Genomic DNA, 20,715 nt, shown 5'->3' on the forward strand with positions numbered 1-20,715 from the left:
GACGCCCAAGGAATTTAGGGATAAGGGTGAAATTATAGGATATAAGCTATATGAGTATTGTCGGACGTTATTTCGTCTTTTTCTCGACAGATTCTTTAATATCTTCAAATTTTTCCTGTGCGCTTTCTTTCAGGTCTTCCAAAGCGTCTTTGGCTTTATCAACACCATCGCTGATAGCTTCCTTGGCATTGCCGAAAGCCTTCGAGGCCGCACCCTGAGCTTGCTCAAGAATACCCTTGCTCTGCAATTCAGGATCGTCAATCGCCTTACCAAGTTCTTCTTTCCCGGCGCCGACGGCTTTCTGTGCAGTCCCTTTAATTTTATTGTAGGTGCCTGACATATCTACCTCCTCCATTCAATTAAGACACTTAAACACGACTTAAAATAAAGCCGTTTTTCTTTAAGTGAAACCATCAACATTCGATCTATACTTCACCAACGAAGGAGAAGAGGAATAGGTTCCCAGAAATATAAAAATTTTTACCGAAAAGGCTTTTTACAATTTACAGGAAAATTTAACAAATTTATGATTCTTTGCTAAAGAGATTGGGAGTTGTTGTATGATTTATGAATTCTTGCAGATATCTATTAAGGAAAATTCAGAAGATTCTTTTATCGCCGCAGTTGAAAAGGCGAAACCGTTATTTCTCAATTCACCGGGTTGCGAAGGCATGACTCTGACCCGCTCTCACGAACATAAAGGCCGCTTTTGTCTGGTTATCCGTTGGGAATCGATAGAAGCCCATGTCGAAGGCTTCCGCAAATCAGATGCCCTGCCGCAATGGCGCGCTTTGGTAAATGAATATTTTTCGGAACCACCCAAAGGCGAACATCTTATTCCGGTTTTTGAAGCCTGAAACCCATCCCGAAAAGAAAAGCAGGCCAAAAGCCTGCTTTTCCTGTTTTTGATTCTAATGGGATAACTAGATCAAACCTGCCAACGGACTAGACGGATCCGCATACATCCGTTTTCCCATACGTCCAGCCAGATAGGCCATACGACCGGCTTCAACGGCGGATTTCATTGCCTGTGCCATCAACACCGGATTTTTAGCTTCGGCAATGGCCGTATTCATCAAAACGGCATCACAGCCCAATTCCAAGGCAACCGCAGCATCAGAAGCGGTGCCGACACCAGCATCGACCAGAACAGGCACCTTCGCAGCTTCAACAATCAGACGCAGCATGACCGGATTTTGTAAACCCAGACCGGAACCGATAGGCGCCCCCAAAGGCATAATGGCAACAGCTCCTGCATCTTCAAGACGCTTCGCCATAATCGGATCATCGCTACAATAAACCATCGGCTGAAAACCTTCTTTCACAAGGATTTCAGTCGCCTTCAACGTCTCGACCATATCGGGATAAAGGGTGCGGGCTTCGCCTAAAACTTCCAACTTCACCAAAGTCCAGCCACCGGCTTCCCGTGCTAAACGCAAGGTTCTCACGGCTTCTTCTGCATTAAAGCAACCGGCCGTATTGGGGAGAAAACAATATTCTTTCGGGTCGATATAATCGGTCAACATCGGGGCAGATGTATCAGTCAGATTAACCCGACGCACAGCCACAGTCACGATTTCAGCCCCTGCGGCTTTTACCGCTGCCGCATTCTGGGCATAATCTTTATATTTACCGGTGCCGACAATTAAGCGGGATTTGAAGGTATGGCCTGCTACAGACCAGCTATCATCAGACATTAAATTATCACCTCCGCCAACAAAATGGACGATTTCCAATTGATCGCCCGATTCAATGGTTACATTGCCGAGTTCAGAGCGCGGCACGATTTCGAGATTGCGTTCAACAGCCACCTTGGCCGGATTCAAGCCCAATGATTGCGCCAAAGCCGCAATCGTTATTCCGGCTTTCACCTGATGAGGTTCACCATTTAGCTTGATATTGATGAGACTATCACTCATGAAAAGCTGCCTTTGCCTAAGAAATCTAACCTGTTCTATAAAGAGCCTTTACCCCTACTCGCAACCGGAAGTAACATCATGGCCAAAAAGCCGACCATATTTATTCTAAACGGGCCTAATCTTAATCTCTTGGGATTACGCGAACCGACAATCTACGGGCATCAAACGCTAGAAGACATTGCTAACAAATTAAAACTTCAAGCAGAAAAACTTGATGTTACCGTCGAGATAAGACAATCTAATCACGAAGGGGCATTAATTGATTGGCTACAGGAGGCTCAAGCTGTAAAGGCAAAGGCCGTTATCTTGAACGCAGCGGCCTATACGCATACGTCCGTTGCGATCTATGATGCGATCAGAGCTATAACGGTGCCGGTGATTGAAGTGCATCTTTCCAATCCCCATGCCCGCGAGGCTTTTCGTCATAAAAGCTATGTCGGAGAGGCCGCATTGGGGACAATTTCCGGATTTGGCGCAGAAAGTTACTCTCTTGCGCTGGACGCTGCCGCCAAGCTCTGACATGGCAGAAACCGTAATAACTATCCGGTTATTACAGTTTATGCCTTAACAATTAATAAATGCCGGATAGCCGGAATAATTTTCGTGAGCGTAAGAATGACAGAAAAACACAAAGAAGCCATGCAAGTCGATCCCGAATTAGTGAATCAACTCGCAACTTTATTGGATGCGACGAACCTGACTGAAATTGAAGTGCAGGATGGCGACCGCCGTATTCGTGTCGTTCGCAACGCTACCGTCTATGCCCAGCCACAGACTATTCCTGTTGCCCCGATGCAGCAGGCACCGATGAACACAGCATCGGCAGCGCCTGCGGTAGCACCTGTTGCCGAAGCTGCGAATCATCCTGGCACAGTCTATTCGCCTATGGTTGGCACGGCTTATCTGGCACCGGAACCCGGCGCTTCCAATTTTGTCCATGTCGGTGACAAGGTCGAAAAAGGCACAATCCTGCTCATTGTCGAAGCCATGAAAGTGATGAATCCGATTGTGGCGCCCAAAAGCGGGATCATCTCATCAATTATGGTTGAAAACGCCCAGCCGGTCGAATTCGATCAGCCGCTGGTGGTAATAGAGTAATTCCGTGGCCATCAAAAAAATTCTTATCGCCAATCGCGGTGAAATCGCCCTTCGTATCCATCGTGCCTGTCATGAAATGGGGATTAAAACGGTAGCGGTTCACTCAACCGCCGATGACGATGCCATGCATGTTCGTTTGGCGGATGAAACTGTCTGCATCGGCCCCGCTCCCGCGGGTGAAAGTTATCTTAATATCCCGAATATCATCGCCGCTGCCGAGATTTCCGGTGCCGATGCTGTTCATCCGGGATATGGCTTTTTGTCTGAAAATGCCCGTTTTGCGGAAATCGTCGAAAGCCATGAACTGATCTGGATTGGGCCCAAGCCGGAACATATCCGTATTATGGGTGACAAGGTAGAAGCCAAGCGGACGGCAGGTAAACTCGGCCTGCCGCTGGTTCCCGGATCAGACGGCCCCCTTCACGAGATCAGAGAAGCCAAAGCTGTCGCGGCAGAAATCGGCTATCCCGTGCTGATTAAGGCGGCTTCCGGTGGTGGTGGTCGCGGGATGAAAGTCGTCCAAAGTGAAGACGAACTCGAAAGCCTGATGGCACAAGCCAAATCCGAGGCCAAAGCCGCCTTTGGTGACGACACCATTTATATGGAAAAATATCTGGCCGCCCCGCGCCATATTGAATTCCAGATTTTTGGTGACGGTGAAGGTCAGGCCATCCATTTGGGTGAACGTGATTGTTCTTTACAACGCCGCCATCAAAAGGTGCTGGAAGAAGCCCCCTCACCCGTTATCTCTGCAGAACAGCGCGAAGAAATGGGTGGGATCGTCGCCAAGGCCATGTCCGATATGCAGTATCGCGGCGCAGGCACGATTGAATTTTTATACGAAAACGGGCAATTCTATTTCATCGAAATGAATACCCGTCTTCAGGTCGAACATCCAGTCACAGAAGCGATCACTGGCTTGGACTTGGTGCGCGAACAAATCCGCGTTGCTGATGGTCAGGGTCTGTCCCGTACACAGGAACAGATTACGTTATCCGGCCATGCCATTGAATGTCGTATCAATGCCGAGGACCCTGATAATTTCACGCCTTCACCGGGCAAGGTGAAAAATTATCATGCTCCGGGTGGTTTCGGGGTTCGGGTCGATAGCGGCCTTTATAGCGGTTATGCGATTCCGCCTTACTATGATAGCATGATTGGCAAGCTGATCGTGCATGGTGAAACAAGACAAGAAGCAATCAACCGCCTTTCCCGTTCTCTGGAAGAATTTATCATTGACGGGATTAAAACGACTATTCCTTTGCAGCGATCACTTCTCGCCAAAGAAGAATTTGTGGATGGCGATTATACGATCAAATCGCTTGAAGCTTGGTTGGAAGAAAAGAGCTTGAAAAAGATCTGATGTCATAGACCAAAGATATAACGAAAAAGAGCCGGAATTTTCCGGCTCTTTTTTTATGCTTATTTTTCTACAGGTAAAGGCGGCTGCTCCGATCCATAGGCGATAAAACCGGGGTTGCGATAACCCGGTTTCCCATAGGTCAGATTTTCACCCGTCTCGTCGATCACATTACCCCCTGCGGCCAAAAGAATGGCATGACCCGCAGCCGTATCCCATTCATGGGTAGGCGATAATCGGGGATAGATGTCCGCTTTTCCTTCTGCCAATAAACATAATTTCAAAGAAGAACCGGCCTTAATCCGATTTTCGATCGGTAATTGCTTCAAATAGGCCTCGGTTGCAGGGTTATTATGGGAAAAAGAGGTCATTACATCCCATTTCTTACCCGCTTCACGGATTTGAATGCTATTCCGGTTTTCAATCTGGAAATCTTCAGTCGTATCAGCGGCCCATGCCGTTTTAGCCAACACATCGCCGACATAAAGGCGGTTGATTGCCGGCGCATAGATCACACCTAAAATAGGATAGGCCTTTTTAATCAGGGCAATATTGACCGTGAATTCATCACGCTTATTCACAAATTCCTGCGTGCCATCAATGGGATCAACCAAGAAAAAGCTGTCGGTATTATACCCCTTCTTGGTTTTGGCGTATTCTTCTTCTGCGATGACGGCAACACCGGGTTGCAGCTTTTTCAATCCCTGTAAAATAATCGCTTCAGCTTCCCGATCCGCCTGCGTTACGGGGCTATCGTCATCTTTCTTCATCACGGTGAAATCACCATGATAAATTTCGAGCGCCCGTTTTCCGGCCTGTAGCGCAATTTGTACCAGACCTTCTAATAACGCAGCCTGCGGCGAAAGTGATGATAAAAGCATAATGTCTCCCATAAGGCGGAAGGCTTTTTACAAAAAAACCTTTTTTTCTATTTAAAGCATTTTAGAAACAGATCGTAGTTTTTTTAAACGACTCTGAAAATAACAATTTCAAAGCTTTTTATGGGCATCAAAATGGCGGTCATCTTTTCTTGTAGAAAAATCTAAGCCCCTTTTTGAACCAAGGTTACCTTCAATTTATGCCCCAGACGCCTTTCATATCTCGGATCAGAAAATCAAATTCTGGCGATGGGCAGCGTGTTATGGAAATCTGGCGCGATGCGGTGCAAGAAACACATCTTTTTCTAAAAGCAAAAGATCGTTTTGAAATAGAAAAGTCGCTCTCTGATTTTTTGCCCATGGCATCCTTATGGCTCGCTGTCGATGACAGCGATAACGCGATAGGATTTATGCTATGCTCTCACAATCATCTTGAAGCGCTTTTTATTGATCCTCATTTTATGGGGCAAGGCATCGGACGTAGGCTTGTGCAACAGGCTATTTCTTTTTGTAACGATATCCTGTCCGTTGATGTCAACGAAGAAAATAGCCAAGCTCTTGGCTTCTATCGTCATTTAGGTTTTATCGAGACAGGCCGATCCAAAACAGATCGCCAAGGCTATCCCTATCCCCTGATTTTTATGCATTTACCTCGAAATATATTAAAATAGATATCAGAAGGCAGATATTCGCTTCTGCCTTGAAAGATGGCTTGAATAAACGGCCTCTCTACCAAGCAATAAAAAAGGCAGCGCTTTTTGGAGCGCTGCCTTTTTTTAAAAGAAAGAATAATCAGAAATTATTCAGCTGCATCCGGTGTATCCGTGTTGTCGCTTTCGATAGCGATAGTCGGCTGTTCAAAATTAACCGCCTTATTCGCAGCCCGTAAAGCAGCATCACGGCTGTTAGCTGTCACACGAAGACGCTTCATGGCAGCACCCGTTCCGGCTGGGATCAAACGACCCACAATGACGTTTTCTTTCAGACCGCTTAAGGTATCAATTTTACCCTGAACAGCGGCTTCCGTCAGAACACGCGTTGTTTCTTGGAAAGATGCGGCAGAAATGAAGCTGCGGGTCTGCAAGGATGCCTTGGTAATACCCAGCAAGATCGGCGTTGCCTGTGCTGGTTCCTGACCTTGGCTTTCCAATTTAGCATTGACCGCTTCAAAGTCTTCTTTTTCGACCTGTTCACCCGGCAAGAAGATGCTGTCACCCGCATGGGTAATTTCAACTTTCAGCAACATCTGACGAACAATCGTTTCGATATGCTTATCGTTGATTTTCACACCCTGCAGACGATACACTTCCTGAATTTCCGAAACCAGATATTCAGCCAAGGCTTCAACACCCAAGACCTCAAGAATATCATGCGGATCAGGGCTACCGCTAATCAGGTTATCACCCCGTTTAACGTGATCGCCTTCCTGCGCGTCAATAACCTTGGATTTCGGGACCAGATATTCAATCGGTTCCGAACCATCATCCGGACGAATGATAACTTTCCGCTTGGCCTTGTAATCCTTACCGAATTCAACGCGACCGGATACTTTCGCAATGATCGCATTTTCTTTCGGCTTACGGGCTTCAAACAATTCAGCCACACGCGGAAGACCACCGGTAATATCACGGGTCTTGGCCGATTCACGGCTGACACGGGCAAGAACCGTACCGGCCAGAACTTCCTGACCATCGTCAACGGAAATAACCGTTCCTGGTGACAACATGTAACGGGCAGTCTCGCCAGAATCGCCATTCATCAAGGTCAAACGCGGACGTAAATCTTCCTTACCACGCGGGGCGCGATATTCGATAACGACACGCTGAGAAATACCGGTGGCTTCGTCAACCTGTTCGGTCAAGGTCTGGTTTTCAACCAAATCCTGATATTTAACGATACCGGCGCTTTCCGTGATAACCGGAATGGTGAACGGATCCCATTCAGCCAAACGGTCGCCCTTCTTGACCATATCACCATCGTTATGAAGGAGATGAGCACCCAAGAGAATACGGCTGGAAGCCAGCTCGCGTCCATCAGTGCCGACCAACACAACTTCACCCGTCCGGCTCAAAGCAATTTGCTTACCCTGCGGATCAATGATCGTGCGAAGATCACGGAACTGCAAACGACCGTCGGTAACGGCTTCCAAATGGGACTGTTCATTCAACTGAGCAGCACCACCGATATGGAAGGTACGCATCGTCAACTGGGTTCCCGGTTCACCGATAGACTGGGCGGCGATAACACCGACCGCTTCACCGATATTCACCGGCGTACCACGGGCAAGGTCACGACCATAGCAAGCGGCACAAACACCACCATGTGATTCACAGACCAATGGGCTGCGAATTTTCACAGACTGGATACCGATTTTTTCGATAACTGCGATATGGGCTTCATCCAACAGGGTGCCGATCGGAATGGCGACCTGACCATCGGTTCCCATGATATCTTCGGCCAAAGTCCGACCCAAAATACGTTCACCCAAGGAGGCGATAACATTACCCCCTTGCGTAATCGCTTTCATTTCAAGGGCGCGCTCGGTGCCGCAATCATCTTCAACAACAACGCAATCCTGACTGACGTCAACCAAACGACGGGTCAGATAACCAGAGTTCGCGGTTTTCAGAGCCGTATCAGCCAGACCCTTACGGGCACCATGGGTCGAGTTAAAGTATTCAAGGACGGTCAAACCTTCCTTAAAGTTCGAAATGATCGGGGTTTCAATGATTTCACCTGACGGTTTTGCCATCAAACCACGCATACCAGCCAGCTGTTTAATCTGGGCGGCAGAACCACGAGCACCCGAATGCGCCATCATGTAAATGGCGTTAACCGGTAATTCGCGTCCATCCGGTCCTTTATGAACCATCTGGATTTCTTTCATCATTTCACCGGCCACGCGATCACCACAACGGGACCAAGCGTCGATGACCTTGTTGTATTTTTCCTGCTGCGTAATCAGACCATCCTGATATTGCTGCTCGAAATCCTGAACAAGGGCGCGGGTTTCTTCGACCAAGGCTTCTTTCGCAGCCGGAACGATCATATCATCCTTACCAAAGGAGATACCGGCCTTACAGGCGTATTTAAAGCCCAAGGACATAATCGCATCAGCAAAAAGAACCGTGTCTTTCTGACCGGTGTGACGATAAACGGTATCGATAACGTCAGCGATATCTTTTTTCGTCAACAGACGGTTGATGGTTTCAAAAGGAACCTTGTAATTCTGCGGCAGGGTTTCACCCAACAGCATCCGACCCGGCGTGGTTTCGACCCGTTTCATATAGGTCTCGCCCTGCTCATTGACCTGCGGGACACGGCTGATAATCTTGCTGTGCAAGGTAACCGCACCCACATTCAAGGCCTGATGCACTTCCGTCATATTGGAAAGGCGCATCCCCTCACCCGGTTCATTTTCTTTCAACATTGAAAGATAATAAATACCGAGAACCATATCCTGCGACGGCACGATAATCGGCTTACCGTTTGCCGGAGACAGAATATTGTTGGTGGACATCATCAGAACGCGGGCTTCAAGCTGCGCTTCAAGGGACAAAGGCACGTGAACGGCCATCTGGTCACCATCAAAGTCAGCATTAAAGGCCGAGCAAACCAAAGGATGAAGCTGGATAGCCTTACCTTCGATCAAAACCGGTTCAAAGGCCTGAATACCCAGACGATGCAAGGTCGGAGCGCGGTTCAACATCACCGGATGTTCGCGGATGACCTCTTCAAGGATATCCCAAACTTCTTTCCGCTCTTTTTCGACCCATTTCTTCGCCTGTTTCAGGGTCATTGACAGACCCTTCGCATCCAGACGCGAATAGATAAACGGCTTGAACAGCTCAAGCGCCATCTTCTTCGGCAAACCGCACTGATGCAGTTTCAGTTCTGGGCCCGTCGTAATAACGGAACGACCGGAATAATCGACGCGTTTACCCAAAAGGTTCTGACGGAAACGACCCTGCTTCCCTTTCAGCATATCAGAAAGAGATTTCAAAGGACGCTTGTTACCGCCGGTAATCGTGCGACCACGCCGCCCGTTATCGAACAGAGCATCAACGGCTTCCTGCAACATCCGCTTTTCGTTGCGGACGATGATATCAGGTGCCCGCAAATCCATCAGACGTTTCAGACGGTTGTTACGGTTAATAACGCGACGATAAAGATCGTTCAAATCGGAAGTCGCAAAACGACCCCCATCCAACGGCACCAAAGGACGTAATTCAGGCGGAATAACCGGAATAACTTCCAAAATCATCCATTCAGGACGGTTGCCGGATTCGATAAAGCTCTCAACGACCTTCAGTCGTTTAATGATCTTTTTCGGCTTTAATTCGGATTTGGTATGCTTCAGTTCTTCAAGCAGATCTTCGCGTTCTGTTTCAAGATCCAAGGCTTCCAAAAGCTTTTTAACCGCCTCAGCACCAATACCAGCCGAGAAGGAATCTTCGCCATATTGATCTTGCGCTTCAAGCAATTCATCTTCGGTCAGAAGCTGGAATTTCTTTAAAGGCGTCAGACCCGGCTCAATAACAATATAGCTTTCGAAATACAGCACGCGTTCAAGCTGCTTCAACTGCATATCAAGCAGAAGACCGATGCGGCTTGGCAGTGATTTCAAAAACCAAATATGGGCAACAGGCGCTGCCAATTCGATATGGCCCATCCGCTCACGGCGCACCTTGGAAACGGTGACTTCAACGCCGCATTTTTCGCAGACAATGCCTTTATATTTCATCCGCTTGTACTTACCGCACAAGCATTCGTAATCTTTGATAGGCCCAAAAATACGAGCGCAGAAAAGACCATCCCGTTCCGGTTTAAAGGTGCGGTAATTGATCGTTTCAGGTTTCTTAATCTCGCCAAAAGACCATGAACGGATCCGCTCGGGAGAGGCCAGACTGATCTGGATATGATCGAAATGCTCTGTACTGGCAAGCGGATTGGCAAAATTAGCTAATTCGTTCATTCTTCATCCCTCAGAAAGGGTCAACAAATAAGGCAGCCTTCTGCGGTGCAGTCGAAACCGCACCGCATCAAAAGACCAGCCTCTATTCAGCGGCTACCTGAAAACTGCTATCGTCTTCGTCTTTTGCCTTGGAGGTTTTCAGCTCGACATTCAGACCCAGACTATGCATTTCCTTGACAAGCACGTTGAAGCTTTCAGGAATACCGGCCTCGAAAGTATCATCACCCTTGACGATAGCTTCGTAAACCTTGGTACGACCGACAACGTCATCTGACTTAACGGTCAACATTTCCTGCAAGGTATAAGCAGCACCATAAGCCTGCAATGCCCAGACTTCCATTTCACCAAAGCGCTGACCACCGAACTGTGCTTTACCGCCCAACGGCTGCTGGGTGACAAGGCTGTAGGGGCCGATGGAACGAGCATGGATTTTGTCATCAACCAAATGGTGCAATTTCAGCATATAAATATAGCCGACAGTCACCTTTCGATCGAATTGCTCACCCGTCCGTCCATCATATAATTCAACCTGTCCAGAGTCATCCAGACCAGCCAAATTCAGCATTTCAGAAATATCTTCCGGCTTGGCACCATCAAAGACTGGCGTTGCCATCGGCACACCATTTCTTAACAGACCCGCCATTTCGACGATTTCTCTGTCTTCACGGCTCTTGATGTCTTCGGCATATTTTTCGCCATAGACTTCAATCATCCGTTCTCTGACAACTTCTGGTGGTGAGAAATCCCATTCATAGCGGTCGACATTAGCTTCGCGCCATTCTTCCAAAGCTGTCCGGACTTTCGCCCCAAGACCACGCGCAGCCCAACCTAAATGCGTCTCGAATATCTGTCCGATATTCATACGGCTAGGCACACCTAACGGGTTCAGAACGATATCAACCGGCGTTCCATCAGCAAGGAACGGCATGTCTTCGGCAGGCAGAATACGACTGATAACACCCTTGTTACCATGACGACCGGCCATCTTATCACCTGGCTGAAGCTTACGCTTCACGGCAACAAAGACCTTGACCATTTTCAAGACGCCTGGCGGTAACTCGTCACCACGCTGTGCTTTTTCAACGCGATCTTCAAAGCGCTTCCGAATAGCTTCATCTGCACTGTCATACTGGTTCTTGATCGCTTCCAATTCTGCCTGGCGGGCATCATCTTCAACAGCGAATTTGAACCATTTATGCGGTTCGACAGAAGCCAGCGTCTCGATATCGATTCTGGCACCCTTAACGATATGCTTATAAGGCGCAGCGGCTACCGTCTGACCAAGCAGTTTTTCCTGAAGCTGAGCATAGGTTGCCCGATTTAGAATAGCCCGCTCGTCTTCACGATCTTTCGTCAGACGCTCGATTTCTTCGCGCTCAATAGCCATGGCGCGTTCGTCTTTGTCGACACCATGACGGTTAAAGACGCGAACATCAACAATCGTCCCAGCAACACCCGGAGGCAGACGCAAAGAGGTATCACGAACATCCGAGGCTTTTTCACCAAAGATCGCCCGCAACAACTTTTCTTCCGGCGTCATCGGGCTTTCACCCTTTGGCGTGATCTTACCGACCAAAATGTCGCCCGGCTGAACTTCTGCACCGATGTAAACGATACCCGCTTCATCCAAATTGCGGAGAGCATCCTCACCGACATTCGGAATATCACGTGTGATATCTTCCGGCCCCAGCTTGGTATCACGAGCCATCACTTCGAATTCATCAATATGAATCGAGGTAAAGACGTCGTCTTTCACAATCCGTTCGGAAATCAGGATGGAATCTTCGTAGTTGTAACCATTCCACGGCATAAAGGCGACGAGTACGTTCCGCCCCAATGCCAGTTCACCCAATTCCGTGGACGGGCCATCAGCCAAAACGTCACCGGCATTCACATAGTCACCGACGCTGACCAACGGACGCTGGTTAATGCAGGTTGACTGGTTAGAACGCTGGAATTTCATCAAGCGATAAATATCGACACCGGGTTTACCGGCTTCGATTTCACCCGTGGTGCGGATAACAATACGAGAAGCATCGACCTGATCGACGATACCAGCACGGCGTGCCGAAATCGCAGCTCCAGAATCGCGAGCAACCGTTTCTTCCATACCGGTGCCAACAAACGGCGCTTCAGCACGTACCAAAGGCACGGCCTGACGTTGCATGTTGGAACCCATCAAAGCGCGGTTAGCGTCATCGTTTTCAAGGAATGGGATCAAGGAGGCAGCGACCGAAACCAACTGTTTCGGGCTAACGTCCATCAAAGTGATCTGTTCGCGAGGTGCCATCAAAAATTCACCGGCTTCACGAGCAGAAACCAGTTCTTCGACGAAATGACCTTCTGCGTCCAATTCTGCGTTGGCCTGAGCCACCGTATAGCGGCTTTCTTCCATCGCAGAGAGGTAGATAACTTCATTTGTTACCTTGTGATCGACAACCTTACGATAAGGCGTTTCGATAAAACCGTATTTGTTAATACGGCTAAAGGTAGCAAGAGAGTTAATCAGACCAATATTCGGGCCTTCAGGCGTTTCAATTGGGCAGATACGACCATAATGGGTCGGATGGACATCTCGGACTTCAAAGCCTGCACGCTCACGGGTAAGACCACCCGGGCCCAAAGCCGAAACACGACGCTTATGCGTGACTTCGGAAAGGGGATTGGTCTGATCCATAAACTGGGACAGCTGCGAAGAACCGAAGAATTCGCGAACCGCAGCCACCGCCGGTTTGGCGTTGATCAGATCATTTGGCATGACGGTCGAAACGTCAACAGAGGACATACGCTCTTTAACAGCGCGTTCCATCCGCAACAGACCAACACGATACTGATTTTCTAACAGCTCACCGACTGAACGGACGCGACGGTTACCAAGGTTATCGATATCATCGACTTCGCCCTTGCCGTCTTTCAGATCGACCAGCGTTTTCACAACGGCCAGAATATCTTCTGCTCGCAAGGTCGTAACCGTATCAGGACAATCGAGATCAAGGCGCATATTCAGCTTGACGCGACCGACAGCCGAAAGGTCATAGCGTTCTGGATCAAAGAACAAGCCATAGAAAAGCGCTTCTGCGGTTTCCTTCGTTGGCGGCTCACCAGGACGCATTACCCGATAGATTTCAGCCAAAGCATGATCGCGATCTTCAGCTTTATCGGCTTTCAAAGTGTTACGGATCCAAGGACCGGTGGAAACATGGTCGATATCCAACAACTCAAGCGTTGCGACACCGGCATTATCCAGCAATTCCAGATTTTCTGGCGTTACTTCGTCGCCCGCTTCAATCCAGATACGACCCGTTGATTCATCGATAACATCATAAGCGGCATAATGACCGTAGATTTCTTCAGTCGGAATCAGCAAGGTTTCCAGGCCATCGCGGCCAGCCTTATTGGCAGCGCGGGGCGAAATCTTCTGTCCGGCAGGGAAAACAACTTCACCGGTATCGCCATTGATGATGTCAAAGAACGGCTTCCGTCCACGCCAGCTTTCAGCGACATAAGGCACTTTCCAGCCGCCATCACCACGCACAAAAGTGATCGTGTTATAGAAATGGTGCAGGATTTGTTCGGCATTCAAACCCAAAGCATAAAGCAGGGTCGTGACCGGCAATTTGCGTTTACGGTCGATACGAACATTGACGATATCTTTCGCGTCAAATTCGAAATCCAACCATGAACCACGATAAGGAATAACGCGCGCGGCAAACAGGAATTTACCGGAAGAATGGGTTTTGCCTTTATCATGGTCAAACAGAACACCCGGACTACGGTGCATCTGGCTGACGATAACGCGCTCGGTACCATTGATAAAGAAGGTGCCGTTCCGCGTCATGAGCGGCATGTCGCCCATATAGACATCCTGCTCTTTAATATCGAGAACAGAACGCGTTTCCGTGTCAGGATCAACTTCAAATACGATCAGACGCAAGGTAACCCGCATCGGAGCCGCATAGGTAATGCCCCGCTGACGGCATTCATCGACGTCAAACTTTGGTTCTTCCAACTCATACTGGACAAAATCCAGTTCTGCTACACCGCCGAAATCACGGATCGGAAAAACAGAACGCAGAGTTTTTTCCAACCCTGAAACATATCCGTCCTCAGGGCGAGAACGCAGAAAGTTTTCGTAACTATCACGCTGAACTTCGATAAGGTTCGGCATATCCACAACTTCATGGATATTACCAAACATTTTGCGAATACGTTTTTTTACACTCGCGTGGCCGATAGCAGATGCCTTGGTCGCCATATAATCCTCACGCTTCACAACCAGCCGCCCCATAGGGGCAGATTCCAGCCGATAAAAAATTCTTGTTCAGAGTGAATAAAAATATTTTTACCGGTTTTGGCCGAATGCCTTATGCACATTACTATAGACAACAAAAAGCCGCGACACATCTTCGGTATCGCAGCTGTCAGCGTCATTTTCCTGATGTTTTCTATTCTGAGATCCCTGCGCAACTTGGATCCTGTCCCGAAAAACAAGCAGGTAGCCTCGCCTTTTCAAGGTAGAGGCTTTTTAGATGGGATAAATATAGGGATGTTGTTGGAAATTGTCGAGAGCCAAAAACAATTTTTTAAAAACAATCTATCAGATCATTTCAATAGCGAATTTGATCAAGTTTCCACTCAAAGAAATACTGTAACCAGATACCGCTCAAACCATCATAAACGCCCCTGCCCCAAACAAAAAAAGGCGGCCATAAAAGACCGCCTTCTTTACCAAAGAAACTTTTAAAAAAGCTTACTTCAGTTCAACCGTTGCACCGGCTGCTTCAAGCTGCTTTTTCAGCTTTTCAGCTTCGTCTTTAGCAACGCCTTCTTTGACGGGCTTCGGAGCACCTTCAACAAGGGCTTTAGCATCCGTCAGGCCAAGACCGGTGATGGCGCGGATTTCTTTAATGACGTTGATTTTCTTGCCACCGTCGCCGGTGAGGATGACGTCAAATTCGGTCTTTTCTTCAGCGGCAGCGCCACCAGCAGCAGGAGCAGCAGCAACTGCAACAGCGGCAGAAGCGGAAACGCCCCATTTTTCTTCCAACAGCTTGGAAAGTTCAGCTGCTTCAAGAACGGTCAGCGCAGACAGATCTTCAACGATTTTTGCTAAATCAGCCATGATTAACTCCGTAACGGGACAACATATCCCGTGGTTTCAGTTGTTTACTCAAAAAAATTAAGCCGCGTCTTTGGCAGCATATGCACCAAATACACGAGCGAGCTGTCCGGCCGGAGCCTGAATGGTCTGCGCGATTTTGGTTGCAGGTGCACTGATAAGACCCACAATTTTGCCACGCAGCTCGTCCAGAGACGGCAGTTCAGCTAATGCTTGCACACCAGCAATGTCGAGGAGGGTGGTACCCATGACCGCGCCGACGATTTCCAACTTTTTGTTGGTCTTCGCAAATTCGACAGCTACTTTAGCAGCAGCTACCGGATCGGCGGACGTGGCAATTGCCGTCGGACCCGTCAGTAAATCACTGAGAGGAGCCTGCGGCGTTCCTTCGACTGCAATGCGGGTGAGCTTGTTCTTAGCTACTTTGAAGCTAGCACCGGCTTCGCGCATTTTTGACCGAAGCACAGTGGACTGTGCAACCGTCAGGCCGAGGTTGCGGGTGACAACAATGACACCTGCTTCGGCAAACGCACTTTTAAGACCGGCAACCAGCTCAACTTTTTGAGCTCGTTCCATGCCTCACTCCTTATACGTTACCTTAATGACCATCCATTAAGGCATTAAAGTTCACAGATAAAATACGCTATCTGCTCCCTTTTGTCCGTGGGGCTCGGCAACCAATCCTTTACAGGTTGGTAAACACTGAAACCCCGTCTATGCGGGCGATTAAGATAGAATAACTATCTCCCGCAGTCTCGGACGGCACTGGTTCCGGATAGAAAGCCTATCCGGAACAAACTTTAAATTCGAACAGGTCTTTAATCAAAGACTTGTCAAAGATCAAGCCGCTGCAGGCAGGTCAGCAATATCAATGCTGACACCCGGGCCCATCGTGGAAGAAATAGCGACTTTCTTCACATAACGACCTTTGGCGCCGGCTGGTTTAGCCTTCAGCAGAGCATCAATCAAAGCGTCGAAATTGGCGCGGATATCTTCAGCAGAGAAGCTAGCCTTGCCAATACCGCTGTGGATGATACCGGTGCGATCAACACGATATTCAACCTGACCACCCTTGGCTGCTTTAACAGCGTCAGCAACATTCATCGTTACCGTGCCAAGTTTCGGGTTCGGCATCATGCCTTTCGGGCCCAGGATTTTACCCAGACGACCGACAACACCCATCATGTCCGGCGTTGCAATACAACGATCGAAATCAATGCTGCCGCCCTGAATGGCTTCCATCAGGTCTTCTGCACCGACAACTTCTGCACCAGCAGCCTTAGCTTCTTCAGCTTTCGGGCCACGGGCGAAAACACCGACGCGAACATTTTTACCGGTGCCCTTCGGCAAGGTAACAACACCACGAACCATCTGATCAGCGTGACGCGGATCAACACCCAAATTGACGGCCAGTTCAATGGTTTCGTCAAATTTGGAGGTCGCATATTCGCGAACCAGAGCGATAGCTTCAGCTACAGTGTAGAGCTTGTTCTTATCGACAGCGGCTGCAATAGCCTTCGCTTTTTTCGAGAGTTTAGCCATGTGATTAGCCCTCCACTACTTCGAGGCCCATTGCACGGGCAGAACCTTCGATGATGCGCGTAGCTGCTTCAACATCATTGGCATTAAGATCAGGCATTTTGGTGTTGGCGATTTCGACGATCTGAGAACGCTTGATCTTACCAGCAACAGCCTTACCGGGTTCTTTCGAACCAGATTTCAGGTTGATCGCTTTTTTCAAAAGGTAAGAAACTGGCGGCATCTTGCTTTCGAAAGAGAAAGAACGATCAGCATAAACGGTGATGATCGTCGGCAACGGGGTGCCCGGTTCCATGCCCTGCGATTTAGCATTAAATGCCTTGCAGAATTCCATGATGTTGACACCGCGCTGACCCAAAGCCGGGCCGATTGGCGGACTTGGATTAGCTTTACCTGCCGGCACTTGCAGCTTGATATAGCCGGTAATTTTTTTTGCCATTTTATCACCCTTTTCAGGTTAAGCGGTTGACGATGACCCCCATGGCCACCTCCCGCAACAGGTCTTTATAAAAAAACCTGAATTACTTATTCGGCGCGTTCTACCTGCTCGAATTCTAATTCAACAGGGGTTGCACGACCAAAAATAGAAACGGAAACTTTAACTCTGGCACGATCAAAATCGAGATCTTCAACAACGCCATTAAAGCTGGCGAAGGGACCTTCCAAAACTTTGACCTGATCGCCGATTTCAAAATCGACTTTAATCTGTGCTTTTTTACCCGCAACTTCGGCTTCAGCCTTGCGGTTCAAGATATGCTCGGCTTCGGCATCGCTAATCGGTTGTGGCTTACCAGAAAAGCCAAGAAACCCCGTAACTTTCGGGGTGTTTTTAACCAAGTGATAAACGTCTTCGTTCATATTCAGCTTGGCAAGGACATATCCCGGGAAGCATTTGCGCTCAACAGCCACTTTTTTACCACGACGGACTTCAACAGCCTGCTCGGTTGGAACTTCAATAGCTTCCACCAACGGCTGGAGCCCAAGACGTTCAGCTTCGGCAGCAACAGCTTCTTTTACTTTATTTTCAAAACCGGAATAAGCGTGAATAATATACCAGCGAGACATGAAACCAAAAATCCTTTAAGCCAGAAGCGACAGGAGAAGTCGAACAACATGGCTGAAAGCTGCGTCGACAGCAAAGAAAAAGACACCAAGCAAAATAGCCATGATAGCTACCATGACAGCGGTCATGACCGTTTCACGTCTGCTTGGCCATACTACTTTAGCAGTTTCGGCCCGAACCTGCCGAAAGAATTCGGCCGGTGTTATTTTGGCCATCTATGCCTCCAGGCTGAAAATCCGTTTATTTGACGCAGTTGGCTAGATTTCAAATCAGCCTTGCCTAAATTTTGTCGCGTTACCTAGACTACCGAAAAATGGCAGGAGCGGAGGGACTCGAACCCACGGCCCTCGGTTTTGGAGACCGATGCTCTACCAACTGAGCTACACTCCTAGGGTAACGGAGGTCGCGTAATAACCGGACAAAATAATAAAAGCAAGAGTCTATTCAAAAAATCCCTGCCAAATTATTATCTGAAGCCGTTTCAAAAGAACCAAACCTCTTTTTAGGCTCTTTTAAAGCAAACTCCAAATCACATCCTGTCCATCAAAAGCGATCTTACGCTTGATAGCAAGCTTTTTCCAACTTTGCAGAAAGCCTTTTTCATCTCACAAGACATAAAAAAGCCGATGCAACAAGGCACCGGCTTTTTTGTTATCATAAGGCTTTAAAAAGGCTTACCAAATCCGAACACGATCCTTCGGGGTCAGATAAAGTTTAGTGCCTTCTTTGACATTAAAGCTGTTATACCAAGGATCGAGATTGCGGACGGTCGCAACACGATATTGCGAAGGTGAATGCGGATCAGTCAACAACTGACGACGTTCAGCTTCATCGCGCTGTTTAACGCGCCAAACCTGCGCCCACCCAAGGTAGAAACGCTGATCGCCTGATAAACCATCCAGAATAGGCGCAACCTGATTACCAAGGCTGGCGTGATAGGCATCATAAGACAAGGTCAGACCGGCTAAATCGGCAATATTCTCCCCCAAGGTCAAACGACCCTGAACATGGAATCCCGGAATGGGTTCATATTGGTCATATTGCTTAACCAGTTTGTCGGTCAACGCATTGAAGTTTTCGACATCAGACGGCAGCCACCATTGTGCCAAAGCGCCCTTCTCGTCATATTTTGCGCCCTGGTCATCAAAATGATGGCTCAATTCATGTCCGATAACGGAACCAATACCCCCATAGTTAACGGCAGCATCCGCATGCGGATCAAAGAAAGGTGGCTGCAAAATAGCGGCTGGGAAGACAATTTCATTCATCGTCGGATTGGCATAGGCATTGACCGTCATCGGGGTCATTTCCCATGCACCGCGATCAACAGGCTTGCCCAATTTATTCAGGCTAAACTGATATTCGAACATATTTGACCGTCTGACATTGCCAGCCAAATCATCACGAATAATCGTCAAACCGGTATAGTCGCGCCATTTATCAGGATAGCCGATTTTCGGGGTAAAAGAAGCCATTTTCAAATGGGCTCTTTTCTTCGATTCCGGCGACATCCAAGTCAAATTATCAATCCGGCGATTCATCGCTGCCATGATATTTTTGACCAACTGGTCAGCCGCAGCCTTGGTCTCTGGCGGGAAGTAACGGGCAACATAGGTTTTACCGATATCTTCACCCAAGGCCGTATCGACCAAACCGACGGCTTTTTTCCAGCGCGGCAATTCTTTAGGCTGTCCGGTCAAAGCCTGACCATGGAAAGCAAAATGCGCATCAGAGAAAGGCTGCGAAAGATAGGGTGCCATCTGGTCAAGAAGATGAACCAGCAGATAATCTTTCAACGTCTGAATGGGCGTTTTCGAGATATTCAGAGCCATACCCGCAAAAGCGCTAGGTTCACCGACCAAAAATTCAGACTGATTATTGATCTGGGCAGAAGTCAGGAAAGCATTCCAGTCGAAATTCGGGGCTTTCTTTTCAAAATCGGCACGCTGCCATTTGTTATAGGTGCGGTCGATATTGCGAAGGTCTGCCCTTGCCCACTGAACAGTCGCCAAATTGGTCTCGAAAGCCATCAAATTGGCAGCACGCTGTTCGGCATAAGCCTCACCTGAAAGCTGTAACAGCTTGGTCAGATAAGCGACATAAGCCTGACGGATGCTTTCAAGCTTGGGGTCTTTATTCAAATAATAGTCACGGTCAGGCAGTCCCAGACCGGATTGCTGGAAATTGATAATATAGCGATCCGGCTGACGATCATCCTGCGCAACCCCAAAAGCAAAAGGTGCATCGCCACCGATCGGCAACATCGCGCCCAACTGGCGAGCAAAATCATGCTGATTTTTGACCGCTTTAATGGCATTAATCGTCGGTTTTAAAGGGCTAAGGCCTTTTTGATTGATCGTTTTTTGATCCATATAGCTGGCATAGAGATCACCGCTTCTATTGCCCGGCGTTTTAACCGCTTCGTCTAAAATGTCTTTCATCCGCTGAAGCGAAAGATCAGCCAACTGGGTGAACATACCATAACGGGCACGGTCATCAGGAATAGGGGTTTTCTGATCCCATCCGCCATTTGCAAAATCATAGAAGCTGTCACCCGGATTGACCGAACGGTTCATACCGCTTTCATCAAAACCGAACAGGCCAATGGCCGGTTTATTGGGTAAAAGCGTCTCACCGGCTGCCAAAGCCGGAACAGCGACTGATGCCATAGCGGCCATCGCCACAAATGCCCGTCCGATAGAAAAACGAGGATGTTTCACAAAAAACCTTCCTTAAGAAAACCAGACTATTGTCTTTGTCTTTT

At 48.3% G+C, this 20,715-nt stretch carries 18 protein-coding genes and 1 tRNA gene; 6 read left to right on the top strand and 13 right to left on the bottom strand.

The window, feature by feature from the left end; genetic code table 11:
* Positions 1–67: 67 nt before the first annotated feature.
* Positions 68–340 carry a CsbD family protein gene (locus ZMOB_RS02845; RefSeq protein WP_014500579.1) on the bottom strand — a complete coding sequence of 91 codons (273 nt, stop codon included), beginning with the start codon at positions 338–340 and terminating at the stop codon, positions 68–70.
* A gap of 220 nt (positions 341–560) precedes the next feature.
* Here ZMOB_RS02845 and ZMOB_RS02850 point away from each other — a divergent pair, with 220 nt between their 5' ends.
* Positions 561–857 carry a putative quinol monooxygenase gene (locus ZMOB_RS02850; protein WP_011240622.1) on the top strand — a complete coding sequence of 99 codons (297 nt, stop codon included), beginning with the start codon at positions 561–563 and terminating at the stop codon, positions 855–857.
* Positions 858–923: 66 nt separating this feature from the next.
* Here the strand turns inward: ZMOB_RS02850 and thiS are convergent, their stop codons facing one another.
* Positions 924–1,919, bottom strand: a complete 996-nt coding sequence (thiS, locus tag ZMOB_RS02855; RefSeq protein ID WP_014500580.1) for a sulfur carrier protein ThiS — start codon at positions 1,917–1,919, stop codon at positions 924–926.
* A 78-nt stretch (positions 1,920–1,997) separates the two neighbouring features.
* Between thiS and aroQ the strand changes: the two genes are divergently transcribed.
* The 3 genes from aroQ (at position 1,998) to accC (ending at position 4,380) form a co-directional block, all read left to right on the top strand.
* Positions 1,998–2,438 (top strand): type II 3-dehydroquinate dehydratase, encoded by a 441-nt coding sequence (gene aroQ, locus ZMOB_RS02860; RefSeq protein ID WP_011240620.1) that lies wholly within the window; start codon positions 1,998–2,000, stop codon positions 2,436–2,438.
* 96 nt (positions 2,439–2,534) lie between these two features.
* A complete protein-coding gene (accB, locus tag ZMOB_RS02865) occupies positions 2,535–3,017 on the top strand; it encodes an acetyl-CoA carboxylase biotin carboxyl carrier protein (RefSeq protein ID WP_014500581.1) in 483 nt (160 codons plus the stop codon).
* Between the two features lie 4 nt (positions 3,018–3,021).
* Positions 3,022–4,380 carry an acetyl-CoA carboxylase biotin carboxylase subunit gene (accC, locus tag ZMOB_RS02870; protein ID WP_012817173.1) on the top strand — a complete coding sequence of 453 codons (1,359 nt, stop codon included), beginning with the start codon at positions 3,022–3,024 and terminating at the stop codon, positions 4,378–4,380.
* 59 nt (positions 4,381–4,439) lie between these two features.
* Here the strand turns inward: accC and cysQ are convergent, their stop codons facing one another.
* Positions 4,440–5,258, bottom strand: a complete 819-nt coding sequence (cysQ, locus tag ZMOB_RS02875) for a 3'(2'),5'-bisphosphate nucleotidase CysQ (protein WP_014500582.1) — start codon at positions 5,256–5,258, stop codon at positions 4,440–4,442.
* 197 nt (positions 5,259–5,455) lie between these two features.
* Between cysQ and ZMOB_RS02880 the strand changes: the two genes are divergently transcribed.
* Positions 5,456–5,926, top strand: coding sequence for an acetyltransferase (locus ZMOB_RS02880; protein ID WP_014500583.1), 471 nt, complete (start codon positions 5,456–5,458; stop codon positions 5,924–5,926).
* Between the two features lie 128 nt (positions 5,927–6,054).
* On the opposite strand, the gene rpoC is transcribed toward ZMOB_RS02880, so the two are convergent.
* Positions 6,055–10,230, bottom strand: coding sequence for a DNA-directed RNA polymerase subunit beta' (gene rpoC / locus ZMOB_RS02885; RefSeq protein ID WP_011240615.1), 4,176 nt, complete (start codon positions 10,228–10,230; stop codon positions 6,055–6,057).
* Between the two features lie 82 nt (positions 10,231–10,312).
* Complete coding sequence (gene rpoB, locus ZMOB_RS02890) at positions 10,313–14,485, bottom strand: DNA-directed RNA polymerase subunit beta (protein ID WP_041573427.1); 4,173 nt, start codon at positions 14,483–14,485, stop codon at positions 10,313–10,315.
* Between the two features lie 111 nt (positions 14,486–14,596).
* On the opposite strand from rpoB, the gene ZMOB_RS02895 reads away from it, so the two are divergent.
* A complete protein-coding gene (locus tag ZMOB_RS02895; RefSeq protein ID WP_041573364.1) occupies positions 14,597–14,974 on the top strand; it encodes a hypothetical protein in 378 nt (125 codons plus the stop codon).
* Positions 14,975–14,980: 6 nt separating this feature from the next.
* Here ZMOB_RS02895 and rplL read toward each other — a convergent pair whose 3' ends face one another.
* From rplL to ZMOB_RS02935, 8 genes are all read right to left on the bottom strand, one after another.
* Positions 14,981–15,352, bottom strand: a complete 372-nt coding sequence (gene rplL / locus ZMOB_RS02900) for a 50S ribosomal protein L7/L12 (protein ID WP_011240613.1) — start codon at positions 15,350–15,352, stop codon at positions 14,981–14,983.
* Between the two features lie 57 nt (positions 15,353–15,409).
* Positions 15,410–15,925 carry a 50S ribosomal protein L10 gene (gene rplJ / locus ZMOB_RS02905; protein ID WP_011240612.1) on the bottom strand — a complete coding sequence of 172 codons (516 nt, stop codon included), beginning with the start codon at positions 15,923–15,925 and terminating at the stop codon, positions 15,410–15,412.
* Between the two features lie 264 nt (positions 15,926–16,189).
* Positions 16,190–16,891: a 50S ribosomal protein L1 gene (gene rplA, locus ZMOB_RS02910; RefSeq protein WP_011240611.1), complete on the bottom strand. Its 702-nt coding sequence runs from the start codon at positions 16,889–16,891 to the stop codon at positions 16,190–16,192.
* A gap of 4 nt (positions 16,892–16,895) precedes the next feature.
* Positions 16,896–17,327, bottom strand: a complete 432-nt coding sequence (gene rplK / locus ZMOB_RS02915; protein WP_011240610.1) for a 50S ribosomal protein L11 — start codon at positions 17,325–17,327, stop codon at positions 16,896–16,898.
* 86 nt (positions 17,328–17,413) lie between these two features.
* Positions 17,414–17,953, bottom strand: coding sequence for a transcription termination/antitermination protein NusG (gene nusG / locus ZMOB_RS02920; protein ID WP_011240609.1), 540 nt, complete (start codon positions 17,951–17,953; stop codon positions 17,414–17,416).
* Positions 17,954–17,968: 15 nt separating this feature from the next.
* Entirely contained in the window at positions 17,969–18,166 is a 198-nt protein-coding gene (gene secE / locus ZMOB_RS02925; protein WP_011241714.1) for a preprotein translocase subunit SecE, read from the bottom strand.
* Positions 18,167–18,265: 99 nt separating this feature from the next.
* A tRNA-Trp gene (locus ZMOB_RS02930) sits at positions 18,266–18,341 on the bottom strand.
* Positions 18,342–18,625: 284 nt separating this feature from the next.
* Positions 18,626–20,671 (bottom strand): M13 family metallopeptidase, encoded by a 2,046-nt coding sequence (locus tag ZMOB_RS02935; RefSeq protein ID WP_014500585.1) that lies wholly within the window; start codon positions 20,669–20,671, stop codon positions 18,626–18,628.
* Between the last annotated feature and the right edge of the window lie 44 nt (positions 20,672–20,715).

The sequence above is a fragment of the Zymomonas mobilis subsp. mobilis ATCC 10988 genome, assembly GCF_000175255.2.
Classification (GTDB): domain Bacteria; phylum Pseudomonadota; class Alphaproteobacteria; order Sphingomonadales; family Sphingomonadaceae; genus Zymomonas; species Zymomonas mobilis.